Annotated in this window: 14 protein-coding genes; 5 read left to right on the top strand and 9 right to left on the bottom strand. The window is 64.1% G+C overall.

Annotated features, from left to right (window positions below; all coding sequences use genetic code 11):
* The first annotated feature begins 1 nt into the window (after position 1).
* On the top strand, positions 2 to 547 hold the full coding sequence (locus NKJ23_RS27060; RefSeq protein WP_352683574.1) for a gluconokinase: 546 nt from the start codon (positions 2 to 4) through the stop codon (positions 545 to 547).
* Here NKJ23_RS27060 and NKJ23_RS27055 read toward each other — a convergent pair.
* Positions 544 to 993, bottom strand: coding sequence for an RrF2 family transcriptional regulator (locus NKJ23_RS27055; protein ID WP_006202816.1), 450 nt, complete (start codon positions 991 to 993; stop codon positions 544 to 546). The two genes, NKJ23_RS27060 and NKJ23_RS27055, sit on opposite strands and share 4 nt — an antisense overlap.
* A gap of 247 nt (positions 994 to 1240) precedes the next feature.
* Complete coding sequence (locus NKJ23_RS27050; protein WP_352683572.1) at positions 1241 to 2227, bottom strand: sulfate ABC transporter substrate-binding protein; 987 nt, start codon at positions 2225 to 2227, stop codon at positions 1241 to 1243.
* Between the two features lie 284 nt (positions 2228 to 2511).
* Here NKJ23_RS27050 and NKJ23_RS27045 point away from each other — a divergent pair, with 284 nt between their 5' ends.
* Together NKJ23_RS27045 and NKJ23_RS27040 are read left to right on the top strand one after the other, a co-directional pair.
* Positions 2512 to 2784 carry an antitoxin gene (locus NKJ23_RS27045; protein ID WP_352683570.1) on the top strand — a complete coding sequence of 91 codons (273 nt, stop codon included), beginning with the start codon at positions 2512 to 2514 and terminating at the stop codon, positions 2782 to 2784.
* Positions 2784 to 3182: a type II toxin-antitoxin system VapC family toxin gene (locus NKJ23_RS27040; protein WP_352683568.1), complete on the top strand. Its 399-nt coding sequence runs from the start codon at positions 2784 to 2786 to the stop codon at positions 3180 to 3182. Before NKJ23_RS27045 ends, NKJ23_RS27040 begins: the two co-directional genes overlap by 1 nt.
* A 14-nt stretch (positions 3183 to 3196) precedes the next feature.
* Here the strand turns inward: NKJ23_RS27040 and NKJ23_RS27035 are convergent, their stop codons facing one another.
* From NKJ23_RS27035 to NKJ23_RS27005, 7 genes are all read right to left on the bottom strand, one after another.
* Positions 3197 to 4237: a sulfate/molybdate ABC transporter ATP-binding protein gene (locus NKJ23_RS27035; protein ID WP_352647042.1), complete on the bottom strand. Its 1041-nt coding sequence runs from the start codon at positions 4235 to 4237 to the stop codon at positions 3197 to 3199.
* Positions 4238 to 4368: 131 nt separating this feature from the next.
* Positions 4369 to 5253, bottom strand: coding sequence for a sulfate ABC transporter permease subunit CysW (cysW, locus tag NKJ23_RS27030; protein WP_352637285.1), 885 nt, complete (start codon positions 5251 to 5253; stop codon positions 4369 to 4371).
* Positions 5246 to 6097 carry a sulfate ABC transporter permease subunit CysT gene (cysT, locus tag NKJ23_RS27025; RefSeq protein ID WP_352683566.1) on the bottom strand — a complete coding sequence of 284 codons (852 nt, stop codon included), beginning with the start codon at positions 6095 to 6097 and terminating at the stop codon, positions 5246 to 5248. The genes cysW and cysT overlap by 8 nt, the downstream gene beginning before the upstream one ends.
* Before the next feature lie 18 nt (positions 6098 to 6115).
* Complete coding sequence (locus NKJ23_RS27020) at positions 6116 to 7144, bottom strand: sulfate ABC transporter substrate-binding protein (RefSeq protein WP_023675840.1); 1029 nt, start codon at positions 7142 to 7144, stop codon at positions 6116 to 6118.
* A 218-nt stretch (positions 7145 to 7362) separates the two neighbouring features.
* Entirely contained in the window at positions 7363 to 8049 is a 687-nt protein-coding gene (locus tag NKJ23_RS27015) for a M15 family metallopeptidase (RefSeq protein ID WP_352683564.1), read from the bottom strand.
* A 54-nt stretch (positions 8050 to 8103) separates the two neighbouring features.
* Positions 8104 to 10194, bottom strand: a complete 2091-nt coding sequence (pbpC, locus tag NKJ23_RS27010; RefSeq protein WP_352683562.1) for a penicillin-binding protein 1C — start codon at positions 10192 to 10194, stop codon at positions 8104 to 8106.
* A 214-nt stretch (positions 10195 to 10408) separates the two neighbouring features.
* Complete coding sequence (locus tag NKJ23_RS27005) at positions 10409 to 15889, bottom strand: alpha-2-macroglobulin family protein (protein ID WP_352683560.1); 5481 nt, start codon at positions 15887 to 15889, stop codon at positions 10409 to 10411.
* A 273-nt stretch (positions 15890 to 16162) separates the two neighbouring features.
* On the opposite strand from NKJ23_RS27005, the gene NKJ23_RS27000 reads away from it, so the two are divergent.
* Both NKJ23_RS27000 and NKJ23_RS26995 read left to right on the top strand, forming a co-directional pair.
* A complete protein-coding gene (locus NKJ23_RS27000; RefSeq protein WP_352683559.1) occupies positions 16163 to 18088 on the top strand; it encodes an autotransporter assembly complex protein TamA in 1926 nt (641 codons plus the stop codon).
* Positions 18088 to 24138: a translocation/assembly module TamB domain-containing protein gene (locus tag NKJ23_RS26995; protein ID WP_352683557.1), complete on the top strand. Its 6051-nt coding sequence runs from the start codon at positions 18088 to 18090 to the stop codon at positions 24136 to 24138. The genes NKJ23_RS27000 and NKJ23_RS26995 overlap by 1 nt, the downstream gene beginning before the upstream one ends.
* The last annotated feature ends 13 nt before the right edge of the window (positions 24139 to 24151 follow it).

Below are 24151 nucleotides of genomic sequence, written 5' to 3'. Positions count from 1 at the left end.
CATGACCGGTAAAGACGTGGCATATAAGCCGGCGAGCACTGTTCGAAAGATACCCGCCATCGTGGTGATGGGCGTTGCCGGCTGCGGCAAGTCGGTCGTTGGCGAAGCGCTTGCAGCGGCATTGGGCGCCGTCTTTATCGAAGGCGACAGGCTGCATCCGCCCGAAAACGTCGCGCGCATGGCGAGCGGTCAGCCGCTCACCGACGCACTACGCGAGGGCTGGCTCGACGCGATCGGCCAGCGGATGGCCGCGTCGGTCGCAAGCGGGCAAGGTGTGGTCGCCGCCTGCTCGGCGCTGAAGCGCAGCTACCGCGATCGCCTGCGCGGCTTTTGCCCGGATATCGTTTTCGTTTACCTGGAGATCGACCCGGCAACAGCAAAACAGCGCGTCGGCGATCGCAAGGGTCATTTCATGCCGGCAAGCCTGGTCGACAGCCAGTTCGCCACGCTCGAGGCGCCAGCGGCGGACGAGGCGGCGATAACCTTGGATGGCACGCGTCCGGTCGCCGACACCGTCGCGACTGCCTTGAGCCTGCTCGCGCGCTAGATTTGCGACGTCAGTTCGACTGGGAAATCGTCATTGTCGGCGTCGCGCATGGCCGCGAGGCTGCGGTTGTCCAGCACCTCGGCGATCGCCTGCCGGACCTCCAGCATCATGTGCCGAACCTGGCAGGTCGCCTCGTCGCAATCCTCGCAGCGCTGGTATTGCGTGCGGCTGGCGCAGGGGATCGGCGCCAGCGGCCCGTCGAGGACACGCACGACATGGCCGATCTTGATCTCGGAAGCCGGCCGGGCAAGGCGGTAACCGCCTTCCTTGCCCTTGCGGCTCTGGACGAAGCCGGCGTTACGCAACTCGCCCAGGATGGCATCCAGGAATTTCTTGGGGATGTTATTGGCGACCGCAATGTCGTTGACGAATGCGAGCTGGCCGACCGGCAGGCCCGACAGATGCACGAGGGCCTTGAGGCCGTATTTGCCTTTTTTGGTAAGCATGCCCCGAGTCAACCCATGAAGCCCCAACCACCCGCGTCTGGCGGCTGTTTGTGTGCAAATCATGACGGTTTGATCACGCGAAGCCGTTCGCGAAAACAAGCCGTCCGTTCTCACGGTAGGCACAAACGCGTTGATTCTTTGTAACGTTTTGGACGGAATGCGCCCGGAAAGTGCCAGAAATCACCTTTCGCGGCGCGAAAGCAAAGAAGCCGGCAAAGCCGGCTTCTGTCAAAGTTGGAAGATCGCCTCAGCGGCTGCCATAAGTCTGGTCGAGCAGGCCGCCCGCTGCAAAGTGCTCGGCCTTGACCTTGGCCCAGCCGCCGAAGACGTCCTCCACCGTCAGCAGGCGGACGTCGGGAAACTCAGCCTTGTATTTGGCGGCGACCGCCGCGTCCCGGGCCCGCAGGCCGTTGCGGGCGGCGATGTCCTGGCCCTCCGGCGTATAGAGGAAGTCGAGATAGGTCTTGGCGAGATCGCGCGTGCCATGCTCGTCTGCAACGGTGTCGACGATCGCCACCGGAAATTCCGCCAACAGGCTGACCGAAGGCGTCACCTGCTCGAACTTGTCCTCGCCATACTCCTTGCGGACGCCGCGCGTTTCCGACTCGAAGGTGATGAGTACGTCGCCGATTTCGCGCTGCACGAAAGTGGTGGTCGCGGCGCGCCCGCCGCTGTCGAACACCGGCACGTTGTTGAACAACTTGGTGACGAACTCCTTCACCTTGGCATCGTCGCCCTTGAAGGCTTCCTTGGCGTAGGCGGTGGCCGCGAGATAGGTGTAGCGCGCATTGCCCGATGTTTTCGGATTAGGGAAGATCACCTGGACGTCGTCGCGCACGAGATCGTTCCAATCCTTGATGTGCTTCGGATTGCCGGCGCGCACCAGGAAGGACGGCAGCGAATAGAAAGGCGAGGCGTTGTCGGGAAAGTCCTTCTGCCAGTCGGCGGAGATGAGGCCCTTCTTGACCAGGAAGTCGATGTCGATGACCTGGTTGAAGGTGACGACGTCGGCGCCGAGGCCTTCGGCTATGGCACGCGCCTGCGCCGAAGTTCCGGCATGCGACTGATCGATGGTCACACCGGGGTGCCCGGCGACGAACGCTTTGTTGACCTGCGCAAACAGTTCGCGGCCGACATCATAGGAAGCATTGAGCAATCTGTCGGCCGACCAGGCTTGGGAGGATGCGAGGACCAGGCCGGCCAATGTGGCGACGCCAAGCAAAAATCGCTTCATGAAAACAGGCTCCAATGCCATGAGCTTAATGCCGGACCATAGCGGCAAGGCATCGTGCGCGACGAGGCACGCAGAGCGGCCGCTCGACATTATCGCGAGAAAAAGTAGTCCCGTTGTGGGCGATTTCTAGTTTTTTCTTTCAAGCAGAGTCTCAGGACAGCTTGGCAGCGGCGCCGATGCCGTCGGCGTGCACGATGATTCCCGGCCGGCCAACGCGGTGCAAGGCGATTGCATCGCCGCCCTAGTCTGGCATATACAAATAGTATATACAAGGAGCTGTTGTCATGTCTCAACACCGCCATTCAACAACCCCGCCGAAGGAGGCGAAGTTGTTTCGTAACAATCGCAGCCAGGCGGTGCGCATTCCTGTCGAGTTCGAACTTCCCGGCGAAAAGGTCTTGATCAGCCGTGAAGGCGACCGCCTGATCATCGAGCCGGTCCGCAAACCTGGCCTCACCGCACTGCTCGCGCAATGGGCGAAAGAGCCGCCGCCCGGTGCCGAGGAAGACTTTCCCGAAGTCGAGGATATGCCTGTCAAATCCGAGGAAATTTTTTGATGCGGTTCATGCTGGACACGAACATTGTCAGCGACATGATCCGAAATCCGGCCGGGAAAGCCGCAAGCGCTGTCCTGCGCGTGGGAGACGCCGCCGTGTGTACCAGCATCGTGGTCGCGTCGGAACTGCGATATGGCTGCGTCAAGAAAAGATCAGCCAAGTTGCACAAGAAGGTCGAGGAATTGCTGGCTGAGATTCCCGTCTTGCCGCTCGATGTGCCGGTGGATGCCGAGTACGGCGCGATTCGCGCAGAACTGGAAGGCAGGGGCCAGACCATCGGCCAAAATGGCCTTTTTATTGCTGCCCACGCCCGTGCGCTTGGAACTACCCTGGTGACCGCCAACACCGGGGAGTTCAACCGGATCAAAGGCCTGAAGGTCGAGAACTGGCTGGTGTAGCGCCTGATAGAGGATCAAGCAGCCGGAAAAAGCTTCCAGCGCCGCGGCCTAAAAGCCACGCGACTTTTCTGCGCCGCCGGATGATCGACGGGCAATTCGATCTCGACCCGCTGACGTTCGCCGCCGATTTCGAGCTCGACCCGCCTGGTGCCGGCGACGCGGCGGCTGGCGGCGACCGTGCCGGCGATGCAGCCGTTGCATTCTTCCACCAGATCGACGTCGTGCGGGCGAAAGAACAGCGTCGCTTCGCCTTGCGGTGCGTGCGGCGCGGAAAGCCCGATCGGCCGGTCGGCGATCCAGACCTGGCCGTCCTCGACCTTGACCGGAAGCGAACTCGATTCGCCGATGAAGCCGTAGACGAAGGGCGAGTTCGGAGTGTCGTAGATTTCGTCGGCGGTGCCGACCTGCTCGATGCGGCCCTGGCTCATCACTACGACGCGGTCGGCAAGCTCCAGCGCCTCTTCCTGGTCATGGGTGACGAAGACCGTGGTGTGGCCGGTGGCGTCGTGGATGTCGCGCAGCCAGCGGCGCAGTTCGCGGCGCACCTGCGCATCGAGCGCGCCGAACGGCTCGTCGAGCAAAAGCACGGCCGGTTCGATCGCCATGGCGCGGGCCAGCGCCACGCGCTGGCGCTGGCCGCCCGAAAGCTGTGCCGGATAGCGTTTTTCCAGACCGGAAAGCTGAACGAGGTTGAGGAGTTCCGAGGCGCGGCGGCGGATTTCCTTCGCCGACGGGCGTGACGGCCCGTGCCGGACCTTGAGTCCGAAGCCGATATTGTCGGCGACCGTCATATGGCGAAACAGCGCGTAGTGCTGGAAGACGAAGCCGACATTGCGCTCCTGAATCGACTTTTGGGACGCATCCTCTTCGCCGAAGAAGATCTTTCCGCGGGTCGGCCGCTCCAAGCCGGCAATCAGCCTGAGCAGCGTCGTCTTGCCGGAACCGGAAGGTCCCAGCAGGGCGATCAGTTCTCCCGACTTGATGTCGAGCGAAACGTCGCGGAGGGCCGGAAACCGCTCAAACTCCTTGCGCACGTTGGCAACGCGAACTTCCATGCAAATCCCTTTTGTAGTTGATGCATGCCGTTATCCCAAAACCGGTTCCCACTTTTGGGCGACATTAAATCTTTGTTTTATGCATGTCGTTGTCCAAAAACCGCTACACACTTTTGGGCGACATGCATTTGTCAGTGTCCGCGCGTCGCGGCGATCTCGGCGCCGTAGCGCATCTCGAGAAGTGTTTTCAAGACCAGCGTGACGAGCGCCAGGCCGGCAAGCAGCGAAGCGACGGCAAAGGCGGCGGCGGCATTGTACTCGTTATAAAGGATTTCGACATGCAGCGGCATGGTGTTGGTCAGCCCGCGTATGTGGCCCGACACGACCGAGACCGCGCCGAACTCGCCCATGGCACGGGCATTGCACAGCAACACGCCGTAGAGCAATCCCCATTTGACGTTGGGCAACGTCACGTACCAGAACGCCTGCCAGCCATTGGCCCCGAGCGACAGGGCTGCCTCCTCGTCGCCATTGCCCTGTTCCTGCATCAGCGGGATCAATTCGCGGGCGACGAAGGGGAAGGTGACGAAGATCGTGGCCAGCACGATGCCCGGCACGGCAAACAGGATGACGATGCCATGCGCCTTGAGCCAGGCGCCGAGCAGGCCTTGCGCGCCGAACAGAAGTACATAGACCAGGCCGGAAATGACCGGCGAGACCGAAAAGGGCAGGTCGATGAGTGTGGTCAGGAACGCCTTGCCCTTGAACTCGAACTTGGCGATCGCCCATGCGGCGGAGATGCCGAAAATCACATTGAGCGGCACCGAGATCGCCGCGACCAGAAGCGTCAGGCGGATCGCCGAGCGCGTGTCCGGTTCGCTCAGCGCCTGTGTGTAGGCCTCGATACCTTTGGCGAAAGCTTCCTTGAAGACGATGATCAGCGGCAGGAGCAGGAAAATGCCGAGGAAGGCAAAGGTCACGATCATCAGCACGGTTCTCGCCGTGCGGCTCTCGGTCACCGCCGGCGACTGGCTTTCATGGTGCGGCGCGTAGGATTTGATCTCCGGGTCAGCCATAGCGTTTGCGGCTCCAGGTCTGCACCAGGTTGATGACCAGCAGCATGAGGAAGGACAGCGCCAGCATGATCGCCGCTATCGCGGTCGCCGCGGCGTAATTATATTCCTCCAGCCGGATGACGATCAGAAGCGGCGCGATCTCGGATTTGAACGGCAGGTTGCCGGCGATAAAGATGACGGAACCGTACTCGCCGACGCCGCGCGCGAAGGCCAGCGCGAAACCGGTGACGATGGCAGGCGCCAGTCCGGGTAGTAGAACGCGGCTGATGATCTGGAAGCGATTGGCGCCGAGCGTGGCGGCCACTTCTTCTACCTCCTTGTCGATCTCCTCCATGATCGGCTGCACGGTGCGCACGACGAAGGGCAGACCGATGAAGACCAGCGCGATGACGATGCCGAGCGGCGTATACGCGACCTTAATGCCGAGCGGCGTCAGTAGGCTTCCGATCCAGCCATTCGGTGCGTAAAGCGTGGTCAGCGCGATGCCGGCAACCGCCGTCGGCAGCGCGAAGGGCAGGTCGACCATGGCATCGGCGATGCGGCGGCCTGGAAAGCTGTAGCGCACCAGCACCCACGCGACGATCGTGCCGAAGACGACGTTGACGGCGGCGGCAATGAAGGCGGTGCCGAAGCTGATTTCAAGCGCGTTGATGGTGCGGCGGTCGGTGACGATCGCCCAGAAGTCGGTCCAGCCGAGCGCCGCCGAGCGCCAGATCAGCCCGGACAGGGGAATGAGGATGATGAGGGTGAGGTAGGCAAGCGAGAAGCCGAGCGTCAATCCGAAACCCGGAATGACGCTCGGCTGCCTGAATCGCCACCCCGCCTTGGCGGGTGCTGTGGTCATGTCGTCCTGATCTAAATGCTACTGGGCCGGTTTGTAGATCTGGTCGAATATACCACCATCGCCGAAATGATAAGGCTGTGCCTTCTTCCAGCCGCCAAAAAGCGGGTCGTCGATGGTGATCAGCTTGATCTCAGGCAGCTTGGCCAAGTCCTCCGCCGGCACCAACTCGGGCTTCGAAGGGCGATAATGGTTTTTGGCGATGAGCGTCTGGCCTTCCTTGGAATAGAGATAGCTCAGATAAGCTTCGGCAACTTTCCGCGTGCCTTTGGCGTCGACATTAGCGTCGACCACGGCGACCGGCGGCTCGGCCAGGATCGAGGTCGGCGGGTAGACGATGTCGAAATTGTCGGCGCCGAACTCGTCGAGCGCCAGATAGGCCTCGTTTTCCCAGGCGAGCAGCACGTCGCCCAGCCCTTTTTGCGCGAAGGTCACGGTTGCGCCGCGCGCACCGGTGTCGAGAACCGGGACATGCGCATAGAGATTGCCGACGAATTCCTTGGTCTTGGCCTCGTCGCCGCCATCCTTGGCGCTGGCATAGGCCCAGGCGGCGAGATAGTTCCAGCGCGCACCACCGGAGGTCTTGGGATTCGGCGTGATCACCTGGACGTCGTCCTTGACCAGATCGCCCCAGTCATGGATGCCCTTGGGGTTTCCCTTGCGGACGAGAAAGATGATGGTCGAGGTGTAGGGCGCCGAATTGTTTTCGAATTTCGTCCGCCAGTCGGGATTGATCCTCTTCGCTTTCGAGACAATGGCGTTGATATCGCCTTCGAGCGCCAGCGTCACCACGTCGGCGTCGAGGCCGTCGATCACGGCGCGAGCCTGCGCGCCCGACCCGCCATGCGACTGCTGGACGGTGACCGTCTCGCCTGTCTCGGCCTTCCAGTGGGCGGTGAAGGCCTCGTCGAATTGCTTGTAGAGCTCACGCGTCGGATCATACGACACGTTGAGAATGGTGGTGTCGGCAAACGCGAAACCGAGCGTGCCGAACTGGACAGACGTGGCGACCAGTGCGCCGAGCAGTTTCCTGAAATGAGGTTTGGTCATTTCCGCCTCCGTTGAACTCGCGCCAAATCTACCGAATTGATAGAATTTAGATGCATTCAATGTTGCCTTTTTTGGCCTATTGAAGCAATTTTTCGCCTAGTTTCGGCGATGCGAGAAACTATTTTCCCGCATGGACCATGATCGCGCTCCCGACGCGATTATCTAGAGACGGCTAGCTCTTCGGCAATGGCTGCGTCGCGCCCGAAGGTTTCGGCCGGCTATTCGGCGGTAACGGGAAAGTTGAAGCGCTCTTTTGGAAACGGCTCGTTCTCCAGCGTGAAGTGCCACCATTCGCGGGCGTAATTCTTGAAGCCGCGGGCACGCATCGCCTCGACAAGTCTTTTGCGGTTAGCCGCCGCTTCACGGGCTATCGGTCGGTGAGCCGTTTCGCTCGCTGGATCGAAACAGTCGAAACCCGTACCGAAATCGAGCGTGTCGGCATCGGTCGCGCCGCAGGCCGGTTTCGGAGCGCTCTTGCGGTCGGCTCGCGCGATCGCGACATCGACCGTCGATCCGCGCGAATGGGTGGACAGTTCGCCGATGTAGCCCTTGGCGATGAGATCCTTGCGCTTGACCTTTGGGTACCATTGCGGGTCCGGTGGTCCACTCGTTTTTGTCCAGTCACCCATGTCGGAGACAGCCCGCGCAGGGCGATAGCAGTCGAACACGACCAGCGTCAGTCCTTCGGCGGCAATCGCTTTCTGCACTGCCGAAAGCGCTTGCGCCGCTTGCCTGGTGAGGACGCATACCGGCGCATCGTAGCCGCTTACCTTGCGACGCAGGAAATTTTCGAGGCCGGCATAGCGGATATCCTGCCGGATATTGGGATCGATGTCGGCTAGCCGAACAAAGCTGGCGGGCAGCGCGTCAGCAGACGCCGAGGAAATACCGGCGGCTGAAAGCAAGACGTAAAACCCAATCCCCTGAATCACCTGCCGGAAGTTATTCAAGGGAAACTTTCACTCGACGAAAACCTTCACACTGGCCGCGCGTCCCGCCGCGTCGATCACGGTCAGGGTCGAATAGCCGGCGCCGTCCGGCTGCCAGGTCGCGGTGCGCCGCCGGTCGATGCCGACCAGCGGCTTGCCGTTGGCCAGCCAGCGGAATGGTGCGCGGCCGCCTTGCAGCTTGAGCACCAGCGGCGAGGCGTCGGCCGAGGAAGTGCCGAGATCGACGCGGGCGCCGTCGGGCGGAAAGATGATGGTTGGCGCAGGTTCGGTCGGCGTCGCCTGTACCAGCCCATCGGCGCCGGCGCCGAAGCGCGTAAGCGTCCCCGGCCGCCCCCCGCGGTTCGGACGCCGGACGCCGGACGGCTGGCTCGGCAGCGGTACGGCGGCCAGGCTGGAACGGACAAAACCTTCGAACAGGATGGGCGCAGCCGAGACATAGCCGGACAGGCCGGGCACCGCGCCGGCGTCGGGGCGGCCGACCCAGACGCCGAGCACGTAGCGGCCGTCGAAGCCGACCGACCAGGCGTCGCGATAGCCGTAGGAGGTGCCGGTCTTGTAGGCGATGCCGCGTTGGGCGGCACCCTGGGGAGGCTTGACGCCTGACAGGATGTCGGTGATCTGCCAGGTCGCCTGCCCGTCGAGGATGGTGGTGGTCGAGCGTTCGGCATTCGCCGGCTCGGTGCCGTCATGCAGCGTGTGTGCCTTGCCGCCATTGGCAAGGCCGGCATAGAGTTGGACCAGGTCGCGCAGGGTCACCCCGACGCCGCCGAGGCCGATCGCCAGGCCGGGCGCTTCGTTGACGGGCAGGATAGGGGTCACATCGGCCTGGCGAAAGCGTGCCATCAGCCGGGCCGGGCCGACCGCGTCGAGCACGCGGATCGCCGGCACGTTGAGCGACAATTGCAGCGCCTGCCTGATGCTGACATCGCCCTGATAGCCCATGTCGAAGTTCTTCGGCCGATACCCGGAGAAATCGGCTGGGCTGTCCTCGATCAGCATCTCCTGCGCCACCAGGCCTTGTTCGAAGGCGAGGCCGTAGATGAACGGCTTCAGCGTCGAGCCAGGCGAGCGAACGACCTTGGTCATGTCGATCCAGCCCGAACGGCTGGCATCGAAGAAATCGGCAGAGCCGACCTCACCAAGAATATCGCCGGTACGGGCATCGGCCAGTACCATGGCCACCGAGAGGCGAGGGCCGAGCCTGGCGGCCGCATCCTTGGCCACCTGCTCCAGCCCTTCCTGGACACTCTTGCGGATCGTCAGTTGCAGCTTCTGGCCGGGAACAGCCTTGGACAGCATTGTATAGGCCGCATGGGCAGCGAGCGCCGGCAAGGTCCGCCGCAGCCCCGACACATCGTCGAGCGCGGCACGCGCGGCCTCACGTTCGCCGAGCAGGCCTGCCGAGACCATGCGGGTCAGGACGCGGTCGCGGGCGGCATGGGCGACGTCGAGGTTGCGGTCAGGGCGCCGCTTTTCCGGCAATTGCGGCAAAGCGACGAGCAGGGCCGCCTCCGAGACCGTCAGCCGTTTCGGCTCCTTGCCGAAATAGGCAAGCGAAGCCGCGCGCACACCTTCGAGATTGCCGCCATAGGGCGCCAGCGTCAGATAGCGTTCGAGGATCTCGCGCTTGGAAAGCCGCCGTTCGATCTGGAGGGCGCGCAGCATCTGCTTGATCTTCGAGCCGAGGCTGCGGCTGTCGCGCGGTTCGATCAGCCGGGCGAGTTGCATCGGCAGCGTCGAGCCACCGGAGACGATATGGCCGCTGGTCGCGAACTGGCCGGCGGCACGCGCCAGTGCCAGCACGTCGACGCCTTGATGATCCCAGAAACGCTTGTCCTCATAGGTGACCAGCATGTCGACGAACTGCTTGTCGACCTGGTCCAGGCTGGTAGCGAGCCGCCAGTAGCCATCCGGCGTAGCGAAGGCGCGCAGCAGCTGGCCGTCTCGGTCCTGCACCTCGGTCGAGACCGTCAAAGCAGCCGGCAGCGGCGGCGGAAATGCGCGGTCGAGCTGCCAGAGGGCGGCGGCGGTGATTGCAGCGAGACCGGCCAAGGAAATGCCCGTGATGGCCGCTCGGCGCAGGAATTTTCTGGAGAGCATGGCGCCGCCCCTCATCCGCCTGCCGGCACCTTCTCCCCGTTTAGTGACGGGGAGAAGGGGGCTGTCGCGACCCTTGGCGCCTTTTCTGCGACGTTAAAGTTCGGCGAAAACTTCGGCGCATGGCTCTTTCTCCCCGTCTCTATACGGGGAGAAATGCCCGGCAGGGCAATGAGGGGCAGCGCCATCGCCATATTCCTATCCGCCATTTTTTGCCTTATGGCGCCTTGACCTCCATCATGCCGGTGGCGGTGCGGGCCGAATATTGCGGCCGGTACATGTCCTCGATCGTTGCCGCCGGGTGGGCGTAGGTGCCCGGCGTCACCGCGCGCACGACGTAGGCGAGTGTGATGTTGCGGTCGCCGTCGCCGTCGTTGGGATTGAACGCCGCGACGAAACGGTCGTCGCGGAATTCGAGATGGGCGGCATCGGTCTGCGCCAGCCAGGAGAAGTTCGTCAATTGGGCGCTGGAGACCAGGCCCGGATTGTCGATCTCGAGGCCGGCCGGCAACAGGTCGGTGATCAGCAGTCGCGAAGGCCAGGTGTTCTGCTCGTAAACCTTGAGCACGACGACATAGCGTTCGTTCTGCTTGACCTCCGTCACGTTGGCCTCTGTGCCGTCTAGCTTGTAGTAGGTACGGCTGATGGTAAAGCCGTTGCCGCCGGCCGGCAGAGGCTGGATCGGCGAGGCCACGGTGGTGACGACCGCCTGCAGCGGATTTCTGCCGGTGTTGACGATGGTCAGCGGACTGTCGGCCAGGTCGCCACCGGCGATCTGGTCCGCATAGCCGCCGGCATGCGGTGCGCCGTTGATGGTCAGCGCGATCGAATCATTGCCGGCCTTCAGCGCGCGGGCCGCCAGCACCATCCAGGACTCGTCCTGTGTGCTGGTCCACCTGGCGTCGGCGCGTTCCCTGGTCACCAGCTGGATCAGCGCCGGCACGATGGTCGGCACCGGCTTGCTTTCCGCGGCAAGCGCCAGGATCGCCGCGCCGTCGCGCAGTGGCGAGCCATAGTCGGACCGGTAATAGTCATATTCGGGCGTCGACTTGGCCAGTTGCAGCGCGGCCTGGAAGGTTGCCTCCGAGCGCTGCGTGTCACCGTAGAGCGCGAGAGACGCCGCCAGTTGGGCGACGGCCATCGGGCTGGTAAAGGCTTCGAGCTGGGTGTCGGCATAATAACGCAGATCGCCGACCGAGGCCTTCTTGTTGCGGGCAAGCACATAAAGCGCATAGGCGATCTCGCTGCCGCGATCCTGGACGTCCTGATCGTAGCCGATCGCGTTCTGCAGATTGCTCAGCGCCTGGTTCATCGCCAGGGCCGGCACGTCGTATTTCTGCTCGCGCGCCCGGGTCAGGAAATCGGTGACATAGGCGTCGAGCCACAGATCGCCGGAACCGGGACCCCACAGGCCGAAGCTGCCGGCCGATGCCTGGTAGCTCAGCACCTTGTAGATGGCGTCCTGGACGCGGCCATGCAGATCGGGGTCGCTGGCCATGCCGATGCCGGAAGCCATCTCGTTGACGTAGAGAAGCGGCATGGCGCGGCTGGTGGTCTGTTCGGCGCAACCATAGGGATAGCGGTCGAGCGTCATCAGCAGCGACGGTACATCGAAGGCAGCCGCCTGCGAAACGCCGACGCTGACCGAAGCGCCATCGAGCAGGCTTGCCGCCAGCAGTTCCTTGTCGACGCGCAGCGCGCCGCCATTGCCCTTGAGGTCGACGACCATGCGGGTGGTCACCGGCAGTTGCGCTGGGCGCACCGGCACATAGAGCGTCTGCTCGACGGCGGTGCCGTCGGCATGCGCAAGCTTGATGGTGATCGAGGCGTTGCCCGCGGTCTGCGCAATCAACGGCACGGTCAGCGTCTGCCGCTTGCCTTTGGCCAGCGTCAGCTTTTCAGGCAAGGCGGCACTGCCGGTAGACAGGTCGCCCGTCGTGTCGATGGTCAGCTTGTAGTCGCCAGCGGGGCCGTCGGTGTCGGCAACGTCGAGCCGCATGACGGCGGAATCGCCGGGAGCCAGGAATCGCGGCAGGCCGGCGGTGATCACCACCGGATCGCGAACGATGACGTCGGACTGGGCATGGCCGACTGCTTCCTTTGTCCAGGCGACGGCCATGACGCGCACGGTGCCGTTGAACTGCGGTATGTCGAAGTCGATCCGCGCCTTGCCGTCGGCGTCGAGCTGGACCGGGCCGGAGAAGAAGGCGACCAGCTTTTCGGTCGGCGGACTGCCTTGCGATTGCATGTTGGCGCCGTCGCCGCCGGTGCGCAGCTTACCGGTTGTGCCCAGCGAGCCGTCGATCAGCCGGCCATAGATGTCGCGAACCTCGAGACCGAGCATGCGCTGGCCAAAGAACCAGTTCTCCGGATCCGGTACCTTGTAGTTGGTCAGGTTGAGGATGCCGACGTCGACGGCCGCGACCATGACATAGGCGTTGGTGCCGCGCTGCACGCCGGCTACGGCCACCGGGATCGACAGCTGCTGGCGCGGCATGGTCTTGTCCGGCGGCGCCAAGCTGACGGCAAGCTTCCGCGAGCCGGGATCGAGCTTCAGCCATTTGACGCCGATGGCGCGCGCCGGCATGCGTGTCTCTTGCGCATCGCCCGGCCTGAACAGCGTTGCAGTGACGTAGGCGCCGGCACCCCAGTCGTCGCCGACCGGGATGTCGACGGTGCTGCCGCCGGCCGGCACGCTGGCGGTGACGGTCTTCAGGAGCTTGTCGGCGCCGATGGTGACGAGCAGCTCGCCGGCAAAGTGCGGCGACACTTCGAGCTTGGCCACTTCACCCGCCGCATAGGTATCCTTGTCGAGGGCGATCTCGAGGCCGTCGGGCGTTTCGGTGGTGGTGGAACTGACATACCAGCCGGCGTCGAACTCGTAGCTGGTGGCCGGGCCTTCCGGATCCGCTGTCTCGATCTCGAGCCGGTAGCGGCCCCAGTCGACCGGCAGCGACACCGTCGCCTCGCCATCGGCGCTCAGGTCGACCTGGCCGTTGGCCACCGCCTTGGTGAAGGTGACCGGCTCATAGTTCCAGGAGTTGCTCGAGCGGTACCACTGGTAGCTACGCTCGACCTTGACCAGCGACCACTGCGCGCCCTTCAGCGCCTCACGCTTGCCGTCTGGGTCGACAGCGATCAGGCTGAACTTGGCCGTGCCGCCTTGCGGCACCTCGTCGTCGTCGAAATCCGGGCGGATGCCGATCATGTGGCCCTGCGGGCGGATGCCGATATTCAGCGAGCGCTCGACGGCACGGCCGCCGGTTTCACGCATCCTGACAGTGACCTTGGCATCGACCAGCTTGGTGGTGGATGGCAATTGATCGACGGAGACCGGGAAGGTCGCCTTGCCGTCCTCGCCGACCACCGGCAGGCCGGTGAAGGGCGTCACCGTCGGTTCCGCCGACTGTTCGTCGGCCAGACCGAAGGAATAGCCTTTGAAGCGGTCCCAGTCGCGGGCGGTCGACAGCGTCAATTCGCCTTCGAGCGCGAGGCCCGCGGCCGGCGCGCCGTAGAGAAAGCGGCCGTCGACGGTAATGTTGGCGGTCTCGCCCTGCGCGATCTCCTGCTTGTCGGAGGACAGGTCGAACTCGATGCGGTCCGGTACGAAGTCCTCGACCAGGAACATCTGGCTGGCGACCGCCGCCTGCTTGGGATCGGTATGGATCGCCACCGTCCAGGTGCCGCGCATAGCGTTGGGTTCCAGCGGCAGGTCGACCGCGTGACCACCGGCCGATGCGCCATCGCTGACGATGCGGCGGTCCTCAACGCCGTCGGGCCGCGAGAAGATGAAGGTCAGCGGCAGGTTCTCGACCGCCCTGGCGGCACTGTCGCGGGCAAGGGCTGCGACATGGACGTCCTCGCCGGCGCGGTAGATGCCGCGCTCGGTCCAGGCATAGACGTCGAGCGCGCCAGGTGCCGGCCGTCCGGCGACGCCGCGGTCGGACAGGTCGAAGCCGGCGCGGCCCATATCGAGGAAGACGAAATCGTCGTCGCCCTGTTTGGCCATCAGCACGGCCGGGGCCATGCCGCTGTCGCCGCGCGTCAGGCCGGGATTGAACACCGCCCGCCCTTCCGCGTCGGTGGTCGCGGTGCCGAGGATTTCATTGTTCCTGGCCAGCAGCGTCAGCTCGGCGCCGGCGATCGGCTTGGCGGTTGCGAGCGAACGGGCAAAGACGTTCAGCCCATCCTGTCCGGTATAGGTCGACAGGCCGATATCGGAGACGACGAACCATTGCGTGGCGTGCGAATCATAGTCGTCGCTGCGATCGTTGACGGCTTGTGCGGTCAGCACATAGACGCCGGGCTTGCGCTTCGGCAAAGCCTCGTCGATTGGGAAGGAGGTGGTGACTTCCTTGTTGAGGTCGTTGGCGATGTCGAGCTGGCCTTGCCAGACCGGCTCGCCCATCTGTTCGGAGATGTTCGAAATGTCGTAGCCGTCAAGCTGGCGCAGGAACTGATATCCCGACAGAAGCTGGGCCAGCGAGCGGTCGCCGATGCGGAAGAGCTTCATTTCGGCGGCATTCATGTTGACGGTAACGACCGGTATGCCGCGGCGTGCGCCTGCGGGCAGCACGAAGCTGTCGCCGGTGAAGCGGGCCGAAGGCGCGCGGTCCTGCACGTAGATCGACAGAACCACCGGTGCCGCGGTGACTTCGCCAATGGCGGCCGGCAAGCCGGCGCGGAAGATCACGTCATAATGTTGGCCGTGCTCGAGTCCTTCGACGCAGATCTGCTTGTCCTTGGCTTCGACGCCCTTGGGAGCGGCGTTGTCGACAGTAACGAACTGCGAGTAGTCAACGCCGGTCTTGACCAGTTCCTCGGAGAACTGCGCGCAGATGCGTGGCGCGCTGGTGTCGGCATCGACGGTATGATCGATGACGCGGAAGCCCTTGCGGGCCTTGAGATCCTGATAGGCGGCCCTGACTGCCGGCGAATTGACGAGAGCGAGGCTCGCCTCGTAGGCCTGCAGGGCCGGCCTGTAGAGATCGCGGCGATCAAGGCCGTCCCCGAGCAGCGCCAGCACGTCGGCGCGCGTCTTGGTGGTGCGCAGCAATTTGTAGGCGTTGAAGGCAGCGGAAGTGGCGTTCGCCGGTAGGGTCGACGGCTCCGAGCTGTTGGCGGTCGGATGGACGGCAAGCGTTTCGCGCGCCAGCTCGAGCCAGAGCTGGCCATCATAAGGCAACACCGAAACCGCCGCTTCGTATTTGTGCATGGCCGAGCGATGATCGCCCGTCAGCGCCGACTGTTCGGCGGCGGCCCTCAGCGCCGTCAGCCCTTCTGTCGGCTTGGTGTAGGTCGGGCCAGTGAGCTTGTTGCGGTATTGCTGGGCCTGGTCGGCCATCCAGTTGGGGAAGAAGGCGAGTTCGGGTGGCGCGCCGATGTCGGGATCGCCATCGATGTTGACGACCTTGCCGGCGACGGCGCCGCCGAAGGGTTTCAACGAATTGTAATCGGATTTAAGGAAGCACCATTTGGCCTTGAGGTTGTAGGTGAAGGCGCGGCAGGCCGGGTCGCCGAGGCAGGTGGTCTTGCACTGGTCGAGGCTGACATTCTGGTCGGATCTGAGATCGAAACCGAAATAGTCGGAATTGTCCGATGTCACCACCCGCCGGGCTTCGGCCGCTTGCGCGACACCGCTCCAGGCAAAAAAGAGAAGGAAAAGAATCGATAGACCACGAGCCGCGCGCATTGCCATAAACCCCTCCAGACAAGTGCTTACGTCCAGAAATCTTCAAGCTTCAGTCGCGCTTGTCAACATCGGGACGCGGCAGGATCCGCCTGCCAACGGTTTGCTTTCCGGCCGGTGACCGGTAGTAGCTCCATAGGACAGGGGATCACGCTTTCTTGCGGCGACGCAGAAGGTGTGAGTTCCAAGCCCTGTCTATTTCAGCAATTGGATTGTGGCCCCTTTACGAGTGCTTCAGAACTTCATTCCAATTTTAGGTTTGCGAGCTAGGCTAGGAGCGTAATGCCGGCGTATGAAAGGCAGATGTCGGGAGGAACCGCGCCACGGCGCGCGCTTTCGCGCGCCCTGCTTTTCGCATTGTTGTGCTCTACGGCACTTGTTGCCGAAACCGGAAGTGCGGCAGCCTTCGAGATTTTCGGCATCAAGCTGTGGGGATCCAAAGACGAAGATGCCGATATCGTCGACCCGCTGCGCTATGCGGTGACGATCGAGGCGCCGGACGCCGACAAGGATCTCGCCGAGAAGCTCGAAAACGCCTCGGCGCTGAAGGCCGACGAGGAACACCCGGTATCCGGTTCTCTCGGCCTGCTGGCCAAGGCGCGCAGTGACCGTGAGCAACTTGTTGCCGCACTCTACACTGACGCCCGCTACGAGGGTGTCGTCACCATCACTATTCAGGGCAAGCCGCTCGACGATCTGCCGCCCGATGCCGAGTTTTCGGGTCCGCAGCCGATACCGGTGGTGATAAGCATAGCAGCCGGGCCGAAATTCACGCTTGGCAACATCAAACTGGAAGGCGATGCGGCGGGGCTGGCAAGTGCCGATTTCGGCCTGATCGCCGGCGGTGACGCCAGTTCGGGCGCCGTGCTCAAGGCCGAGGCGGCGATCGTGCGGGCACTCAAGCAAGAAGGCAGGCCGCTGGCCAAGGTGACGGGCCGCGAGATCGTCGCCGAGCACGCCGGTTCGACGCTCGACGTGACGCTTGCCGTCGCGGCCGGCCCGGTCGCCGGCTATGGCGACACCACTGTCGAGGGCACCGAAAAGGTCGACCGCGACTTCACCCAATATATGACCGGCCTTAAGCGCGGCCGCCAATATTCGCCCGATGAGATCGACGATGCGCGCGACCGGCTGCTCGGGCTCGAGGTCTTCAACAGCGTGACGGTGAAGGAAGCCGACGCCCTCGACGCCGAGGGCAACATCCCGATCGGTGTCCAGGTAAGCGAACGCAAGCCGCGCTATTTTGGCATTGGCGGCAGCTTCTCAAACACCGAAGGGCTGGGCCTCGAAGGCTATTGGGGGCATCGCAATCTGTTTGGCCGCGCCGAAAAGCTGCGCATCGACGGCAAGATCAGCGGCATCGGCAGCAACGACTTGACCCAGCTCAATTACAATGCCGGCGTCATGTTCGAAAAGCCGGGCGTGATCGGGCCGGCGTCGAAATTCATTGCCAGCGTCAATACCGTGCTGGAGCACCCCGACGCCTACGACCATTTCTCGGTCAAGGGCAGCACCGGCCTATCCTACGAACTCGACAAGAAGCAGACGGCTTCCGCGCAAGTCGCGCTGGATTATTCGAGGATCCACGACGCTTTCGGCAAGCACACCTATCTGATCGCCAGCATTCCACTGCAATATGTCTACGACAATCGCGACAGCAAGCTCAATCCGACCCGGGGCTTCAGGGTGCTGGCCTATGGCGAGCCGAGCTACGACATTTTGAGCGGGGCTGCGTTTGTCAAGCTGAAGGGCGAGGGGTCGGCCTACCAGTCACTCGATTCGGCCTCGAAATTCGTTTTCGCCGAACGTGTCGCCATCGGCTCTATCATCGGCGCCAGTCTTCAAGATGTTCCGGCAGATCGACGCTTCTACTCAGGCGGCGGCGGTTCGGTGCGCGGCTATGCCTATCAAGGCATCGGCCCGAAGGACAGCAATGGAGAGCCGATCGGCGGGCTTTCCTTCTTCGAGACCTCGGTCGAGATGCGCATCGCCGTCACCGACAAGATCGGCGTCGTGCCGTTCGTCGATGCCGGCACGGTGTCGACCAGGCAGGTCCCCGATTTTTCGGACATGAAGGTCGGCGCGGGTGTAGGCTTGCGCTATCTGACGGCGTTCGGGCCGCTGCGCGTCGACGCGGCGGTGCCGCTCAACCGCGGCCCCGACGATCCTCATTTCGGCATTTATGCCGGCATCGGCCAGGCATTCTGATGGCAATATTCAGGCGCATCCTCCGTATCCTTTTTTACACGCTGCTCATCGTCGTGGCAGCGGCGGTGGGGGCGCTCGTCGTGCTGACCAAAACCGAGCGCGGCCGCGAAAACCTTGCCGGCATCATCTCGACCATGGCCTCGACCGGTGATCGCAAGGTCACTGTCGTCGGCATCGACGGTATCTGGTCGGGCGCGCTGAGGGTCGATCATGTCGTTCTGGAGGATCGCGAAGGCGCCTGGATGGTGGCGCGCAACGTGGCCGTCGATTGGTCGCCGCTGGCACTCCTGTCGAAGAGCTTCAGCGCCGATCGCATTGGGGCCGAGCGTATCGAGTTGGCAAGGCTGCCGGTGGCCAATACACAGTCGAGCCAAAGCGGAGCGACGACGCTGCCGGTTTCCATCGACGTCAGGCAACTCGACCTTCCCGAAATCGCGCTCGGGCAGGCTCTGGCCGGCAGCGGTGTCGCCGAACTTGCAGCCAAGGGAGCGCTCAAGGCGAACGCCTCACCATTGGCGATCGAGACCAACCTCAACATCGTTCGCCACGACGGCAAGCAAGGCACGGTCGACGCCAAAGCCCATTTCGCGCCGGCCGACAACAAGCTCGACCTCGACCTTAAGGCATCCGAGCCGGCCGGCGGCATCATCGCCAACCTGCTCAACCTGCCGGGCGCGCCGCCGGTCAACATTGTCGTTTCCGGCACCGGACCGCTCGCCAACTGGAATGGCATCGGGACCTTCGTTGTCGACGGCCGGATCGTCACCCAGCTTACCGGTCGCCATCAGCTCACCGACAAGGGTCATTATGTCGAGGCCGAGGGCGATGGCGAATTCGAGCGCTTCCTGCCCGAAACCCTGAAACCGCTGTTTGCCGGCAAGACCAGCTTCGACCTCGCCGGCACGGCGACCGCGGCCGGCGGCGTCGATGTCGAGCGCGCCAATATCGACAGCGGCGCCTTGCACGCGACCGCCGCCGGCATTGTCGATCCGAACGGCGCCAGCGACCTTTCGGTGAAGCTCGCCGCAAAGGGGCCGCCGATCGTGCTCAGCCTCGGCAGCGAGGCGCAACCGATAACCGTGGCAATCAAGGATGCCACGGCCCGCGCATTCGGCGATGGCAAGGCGCCGATGGTGGATATCGGCGCGTCGCTAGTCTCGGTGGTGGCGGGCGGCACGCGGGTGGACGACCTAATCGGGCAAGTGCATTCCGATGGTTTCGACATCCAGAACCGTAGCGGGCCGGTCACCATCAAGCTGACGGCGGCCGGCCTGAACACCGACGTCGCGACTTTGGCGCCGCTGATAACGGGCAGGGTCAGCGCCGGTCTCGCCGGCTCCGTCAGCAAGGAACAGATTGTCGTCGACGAAGGCACGCTACGCAGCGACGCGCTCAATGCGTCCGTAACAGCCACAGTGGCGCTTGCCGATCTGTCGATGACGCTCAAAATGAATGCCGACGCGGCTTCGACGGCGCTGCCGCCGCAAATCAGCTCGGTTCTCGGCGAGCGCGTGCAGTTTTCCGCAACCGCGACACGCGACCCGGACGGTGCGTTCGCCGCCAACGCATTGCAACTCACCTCCGGCACGCTTAGCGCCAGCGGCACCGCCAGTGCGCAAGGCACCGATATCCGGGCCGATATCAAGGGTACGCTGGGCGACGTGTCGGTGCTGTCGCCGCTGGTCGGCGCCAAGGTCGGCGGCGCCGTCGGTTTCGGGCTTACCGCAAGCGGCGCGCGCAGCGCACCGGATTTCTCGGTTTCGGCCAACAGCGACAGCCTGACGGCGTCCCGCCATGCGGTGAAGCAGATCAAGCTGAGCGCGAGCGGCAAGGCCGATATCGCCAGTCCCGCCGCCGATGTCTCGCTGACCGGCTCGGTCGACGACCAGCCGCTCGACCTCAAGGCATCGCTGGTCACAACCGACGGCAAGCGCTCCATCAATGGACTTGCCGTCTCGTTAGCCGACAACAAGGTCTCCGGCGACTTCGGGCTCGACGACAACCTGCTGCCGCTCGGCACGTTGACCCTCGATGCCGCCGATATTGCTCCGCTGGCCGCACTCGCAGGCCAGTCGGTAGCCGGCGACGTGCGCGGCACCATCCGCTTTGCGAACGACAACGGAGCGCCGACGGTCGCGATCGATGCGACGAGCGCCGTGATTTCGCGCGGTGAACTGGCGGCGAAGACAATCGCCGTCAACGCGCTGGTCGCCAATTATCTCAAAGCACCGGCAATCGCCGGCAAGATCAAGGCCGACACGATCACCTCCGGAACCACGGTGATCAGCGGCATCGATGTCGACCTGAAGCGCGATGGCGACTGGACCGGCTTTAGCGGCGGCGCCACGGTCGCCGGCATTCCGGCCAGCGCGTCCGGGCTGGTCAGGGTTGCGAACGGCACCACCAGCATCGAGCTTGCCTCGGGCGAGGCGACCATCCGCGGCATCAAGGCAGCTGTCGCGCAGCCATCAGCGCTGACAATCGCCAATGGCAGGGTGAGCATAGAGAAATTGGCGCTCGGTGTCGGCGGTGGTTCGGTTGCCGTGTCGGGTACGGCCGGCCAGACGCTTGATCTCGCTGCCACCTTGTCGGCGGTGCCGGCAGCGCTTGCCAATGATTTTTCACCGGGTCTCGATGCCGTGGGCGCGCTCAGCGGCACCGCGCAGGTCACCGGATCGTCGGCTGCCCCAGATATTCGCTTCACCGCCCGGCTCAGCGGCGCCGAAACCAGCCAGACCCGGCAGGCTGGGCTCGGGCCGCTGGATCTCGACGCGGCAGGCCGTTTCTCGTCGGCCAGCGGCCTGGCCATCGAGCAGGCGACGCTTGCCGGCGAGAAAATCTCCGGCAAGGCAGCCGGCATCATCAATCCGAACGGTGCCAGCGATTTTTCGCTCGACCTGGCCTCTACCGGTCCGAGCCTGCCGTTGTCGCTTGGCAGCAAGGAGAGCCCGATCAAGCTCGAGCTACAGGCGATATCGCTAACGGCGGCCGGGCAGGGCGCCCAGCCGAAGCTCGACATTTCCGCGACGCTGCCATCGGCCGCCACCAATCTAGCTATGATCGAGGGTATCACGCTTGCACTGCACTCCGATCGCTTTGACGTGAAAGCCCGGAGCGGGCCGATCTCCGGCACCGTGACTGCCGAAAAAATCGGCCTCGACAATCCGACTATCGCGCCGCTGATCGCCGGCAAGGTCACCGCCAAACTCGCCGGCAGCCTTGCCGCCGATGCCATCGTCATCGATAGCGGCACGGTGACCAGCGACGCGTTGAACAGCGGCTTCAACGGGCGGGTCTCGCTGGCCGACGGCGCCATCGACCTCAATGTCAAGGCGGACGCCGCCTCGGCGGCACTGCCGGGGGCGGTACGTGGCGTGCTCGCCGAGCGAACGCAATTCAGTGCCGCGCTGAAGCGGGACGCCAATGGCAATGTCACCGCCAATACCGTCAGGCTGTCGTCCGGTTCGCTGACGGCAGACGGCCAGGCGAGCCTTGCCGACAACAAGCTCAGCGCCGACGTCAAAGGCGCGCTAGGCGACGTCTCGCTGCTATCCAAGGACGCCAAAGGCGCCATCTCTTTCGCGCTGAATGCGCAAGGCGCCAGCACCGCGCCGGATCTGTCGCTGAGTGTCAACAGCGACAGGCTTTCGGTCGCGGCGCGCGAGATCACCGGTCTGAAGCTCACTGCCACCGGCAAGGCTGATGCCGCCAACCCGGCTGCGAATGTGCAACTCACCGGAAATGTCGCGGGCCAACCGCTGCAGGGCAGCGCCGTGCTGGCGACATCGGACGGCAAACGCGCCATCAATGGACTTTTGCTGTCGCTCGGCAAGAACCGTATCTCCGGCGACCTGGCGCTCGACGATGCCTTCCTGCCGGCCGGCACCGTGGCGCTCGACCTGCCCGATATCGGTCCGCTTGCGGCCCTGGCACTGGAAAAGGCCGATGGCGATGTGCGCGGCACGATCGCCTTCTCCAAGGCGGGCACCGTGCCGCAAGTCGCCGTCAAGGCGACGACGGCCTCGATCTCGCGCGGCGATGTCTCGGCCAAGGCCGTGAGCATCGATGCGCTGATCGCCAACTATCTGGCGGCACCGGTGATCTCGGGCAAAATCCGTGCCGACAGCGTAACTTCCGGCGGCACGGCTATTCGGGGCGTCAACGTCGATCTCAAGCGCGACGGCGAATGGACCGGCTTTTCCGGTGGCGCCACCATCAAGGATATTCCGCTGAGGGCGGCCGGCCGGGTCAAGGCGGTCAAGGGCACGACGACGGTCGAACTTGCCTCCGGCGAGGCGACCATCCGCGGCATCAAGGCGGCCATCGCCCAGGCCTCGACCATCAACATCGCCAATGGAGTGACCAGCCTCGACAGGCTGGTGCTCAACCTCGGCGGCGGCACGGCGACGGTCACGGGCAAGGCTGGGCAGGCGTTCGACCTCAACGCGACGCTGGCCCGCGTCCCGATCTCGATAGCCAACAGTTTTTCGCCGGGCCTCGATGCCGCCGGTTCCATCTCAGGCACTGTGAAGGTGACGGGCGCGCCGGCCAATCCGGCCGTTGCCTTCAAGATCGACGCCGCAGGCGTTCAGACGTCGCAGACCCGTGGTGCAGGTTTCGGCGACATGGGCGTTTCATCCTCAGGTACGTATTCGGGCAACAGACTGACCTTCGACGCCAACATGAGCGATGCCGCCGGCCTCGGCCTCAAGGGCGGCGGCACGATGACGACATCAGGCGGGCCCACCCTTGATCTCAACTTTTCCGGCAAGGTGCCGTTCGCCTTCCTCACCAGGACACTCGCCGCGCAAGGCCTGTCCCTGAGCGGCACGGCCGACGTCGATGTGCAGGTGCGCGGCCCGGCGACGTCGCCGGTGATCTCAGGCACGGTCCGCACGTCGGGCGCCCGCCTGCTCGACGCGCGCTCGGGGCTTGCGATCAACGACATCACTGCCGATGTCGCTATCGGCAATGGCGTGGCCAGGATCAATCGCCTGACCGGCACGCTGTCGACACGCGGCAGCCTTTCGGCCAGCGGCACCGTCGGCATCGATCCGGCTAAGGGTTTTCCGGCCGATCTGTCGATCAAGCTCGTCGACGGCCGCTATACCGACGGCAAGGTGGTCACCGCCAATCTTGGCGGCGACCTGACCGTCAAGGGACCGCTCATCTCCGCGCCGGTGATTTCCGGTACCGTCAACCTGGCCAAGACCGTCATCACCGTACCGGAAAAGCTGCCCGGCTCGCTGGCCGAGCTCAACGTCAAGCACAAGAATGCGCCGGCCGCCGTGCGTGCCCAGGACAAGGCGTTGCGCCCGGCCGCTGCAAGCAGCGGTGGCGGCGGCAGCGGCCTCAATCTCGACGTCACGGTCAATGCGCCGAGCCAGATCTTCATCCAGGGCAGGGGTGTCGACGCCGAGCTCGGCGGTTCGCTGCGGCTGACCGGCCCGGCATCGTCACCCCAGGCGGTCGGCACCTTCACCTTGCGGCGCGGGCGGTTGACGATCCTTGCCAAGCGGCTGACCTTCACGGAAGGCACCGTCGGCTTTTCCGGCTCTCTGGTGCCCTACCTCAATCTCACGGCGCAATCGAAGACGACCAGCGCCACCGTGACTATCGTGGTGTCGGGCGAGGCGAACAACCCGAAATTCACCTTCTCCTCGGTACCCGCGTTGCCGGAGGATGAGGTGCTGGCGCAGCTGATCTTCGGCCGTTCGATGTCGAACCTGTCGCCGCTGCAGATCGCGCAGCTTGCCGAGGCTGCCGGACAACTGGCCGGCGTCGGCGGCTCGACCTCCCTGCTGCAGAACCTGCGCAGCGCGATCGGCGTCGACGATCTCGACGTGATCACCGACGAACAGGGCGGCACCGCCGTCTCGGCGGGCAAGTATCTCAACGACCGCACCTATGTGACGATCCAGAAGGGCGACAGGCCGGGCTCGGGCAAGGCAACCGTCGATCTCGACGTTGGACGCGGCGTCAAGCTGCGTGGCGAGGCAACCGACGCCGGCGAAGCCAAAGGCGGTGTTTTCTACGAACGGGAATATTGAAACCGGCCGTTCG

Source organism: Mesorhizobium sp. M0184 (genome assembly GCF_040322215.1).
GTDB lineage: Bacteria > Pseudomonadota > Alphaproteobacteria > Rhizobiales > Rhizobiaceae > Mesorhizobium.
This window is presented reverse-complemented; position numbering and strand designations above follow the sequence as displayed.

Bases quoted from the DNA above. Each gene is read 5' to 3' on its own strand.
- NKJ23_RS27035 (WP_352647042.1), bottom strand. From the start codon at position 4,237: ATGGAAGTTCGCGTTGCCAACGTGCGCAAGGAGTTTGAGCGGTTTCCG.
- NKJ23_RS26995 (WP_352683557.1), top strand. From the start codon at position 18,088: ATGGCAATATTCAGGCGCATCCTCCGTATCCTTTTTTACACGCTGCTC.
- NKJ23_RS27055 (WP_006202816.1), bottom strand. From the start codon at position 993: ATGCTTACCAAAAAAGGCAAATACGGCCTCAAGGCCCTCGTGCATCTG.
- NKJ23_RS27005 (WP_352683560.1), bottom strand. From the start codon at position 15,889: ATGGCAATGCGCGCGGCTCGTGGTCTATCGATTCTTTTCCTTCTCTTT.
- pbpC (WP_352683562.1), bottom strand. From the start codon at position 10,194: ATGCTCTCCAGAAAATTCCTGCGCCGAGCGGCCATCACGGGCATTTCC.
- NKJ23_RS27040 (WP_352683568.1), top strand. From the start codon at position 2,784: ATGCGGTTCATGCTGGACACGAACATTGTCAGCGACATGATCCGAAAT.
- NKJ23_RS27000 (WP_352683559.1), top strand. From the start codon at position 16,163: ATGCCGGCGTATGAAAGGCAGATGTCGGGAGGAACCGCGCCACGGCGC.
- NKJ23_RS27020 (WP_023675840.1), bottom strand. From the start codon at position 7,144: ATGACCAAACCTCATTTCAGGAAACTGCTCGGCGCACTGGTCGCCACG.
- cysT (WP_352683566.1), bottom strand. From the start codon at position 6,097: ATGACCACAGCACCCGCCAAGGCGGGGTGGCGATTCAGGCAGCCGAGC.
- cysW (WP_352637285.1), bottom strand. From the start codon at position 5,253: ATGGCTGACCCGGAGATCAAATCCTACGCGCCGCACCATGAAAGCCAG.
- NKJ23_RS27060 (WP_352683574.1), top strand. From the start codon at position 2: ATGACCGGTAAAGACGTGGCATATAAGCCGGCGAGCACTGTTCGAAAG.
- NKJ23_RS27045 (WP_352683570.1), top strand. From the start codon at position 2,512: ATGTCTCAACACCGCCATTCAACAACCCCGCCGAAGGAGGCGAAGTTG.
- NKJ23_RS27050 (WP_352683572.1), bottom strand. From the start codon at position 2,227: ATGAAGCGATTTTTGCTTGGCGTCGCCACATTGGCCGGCCTGGTCCTC.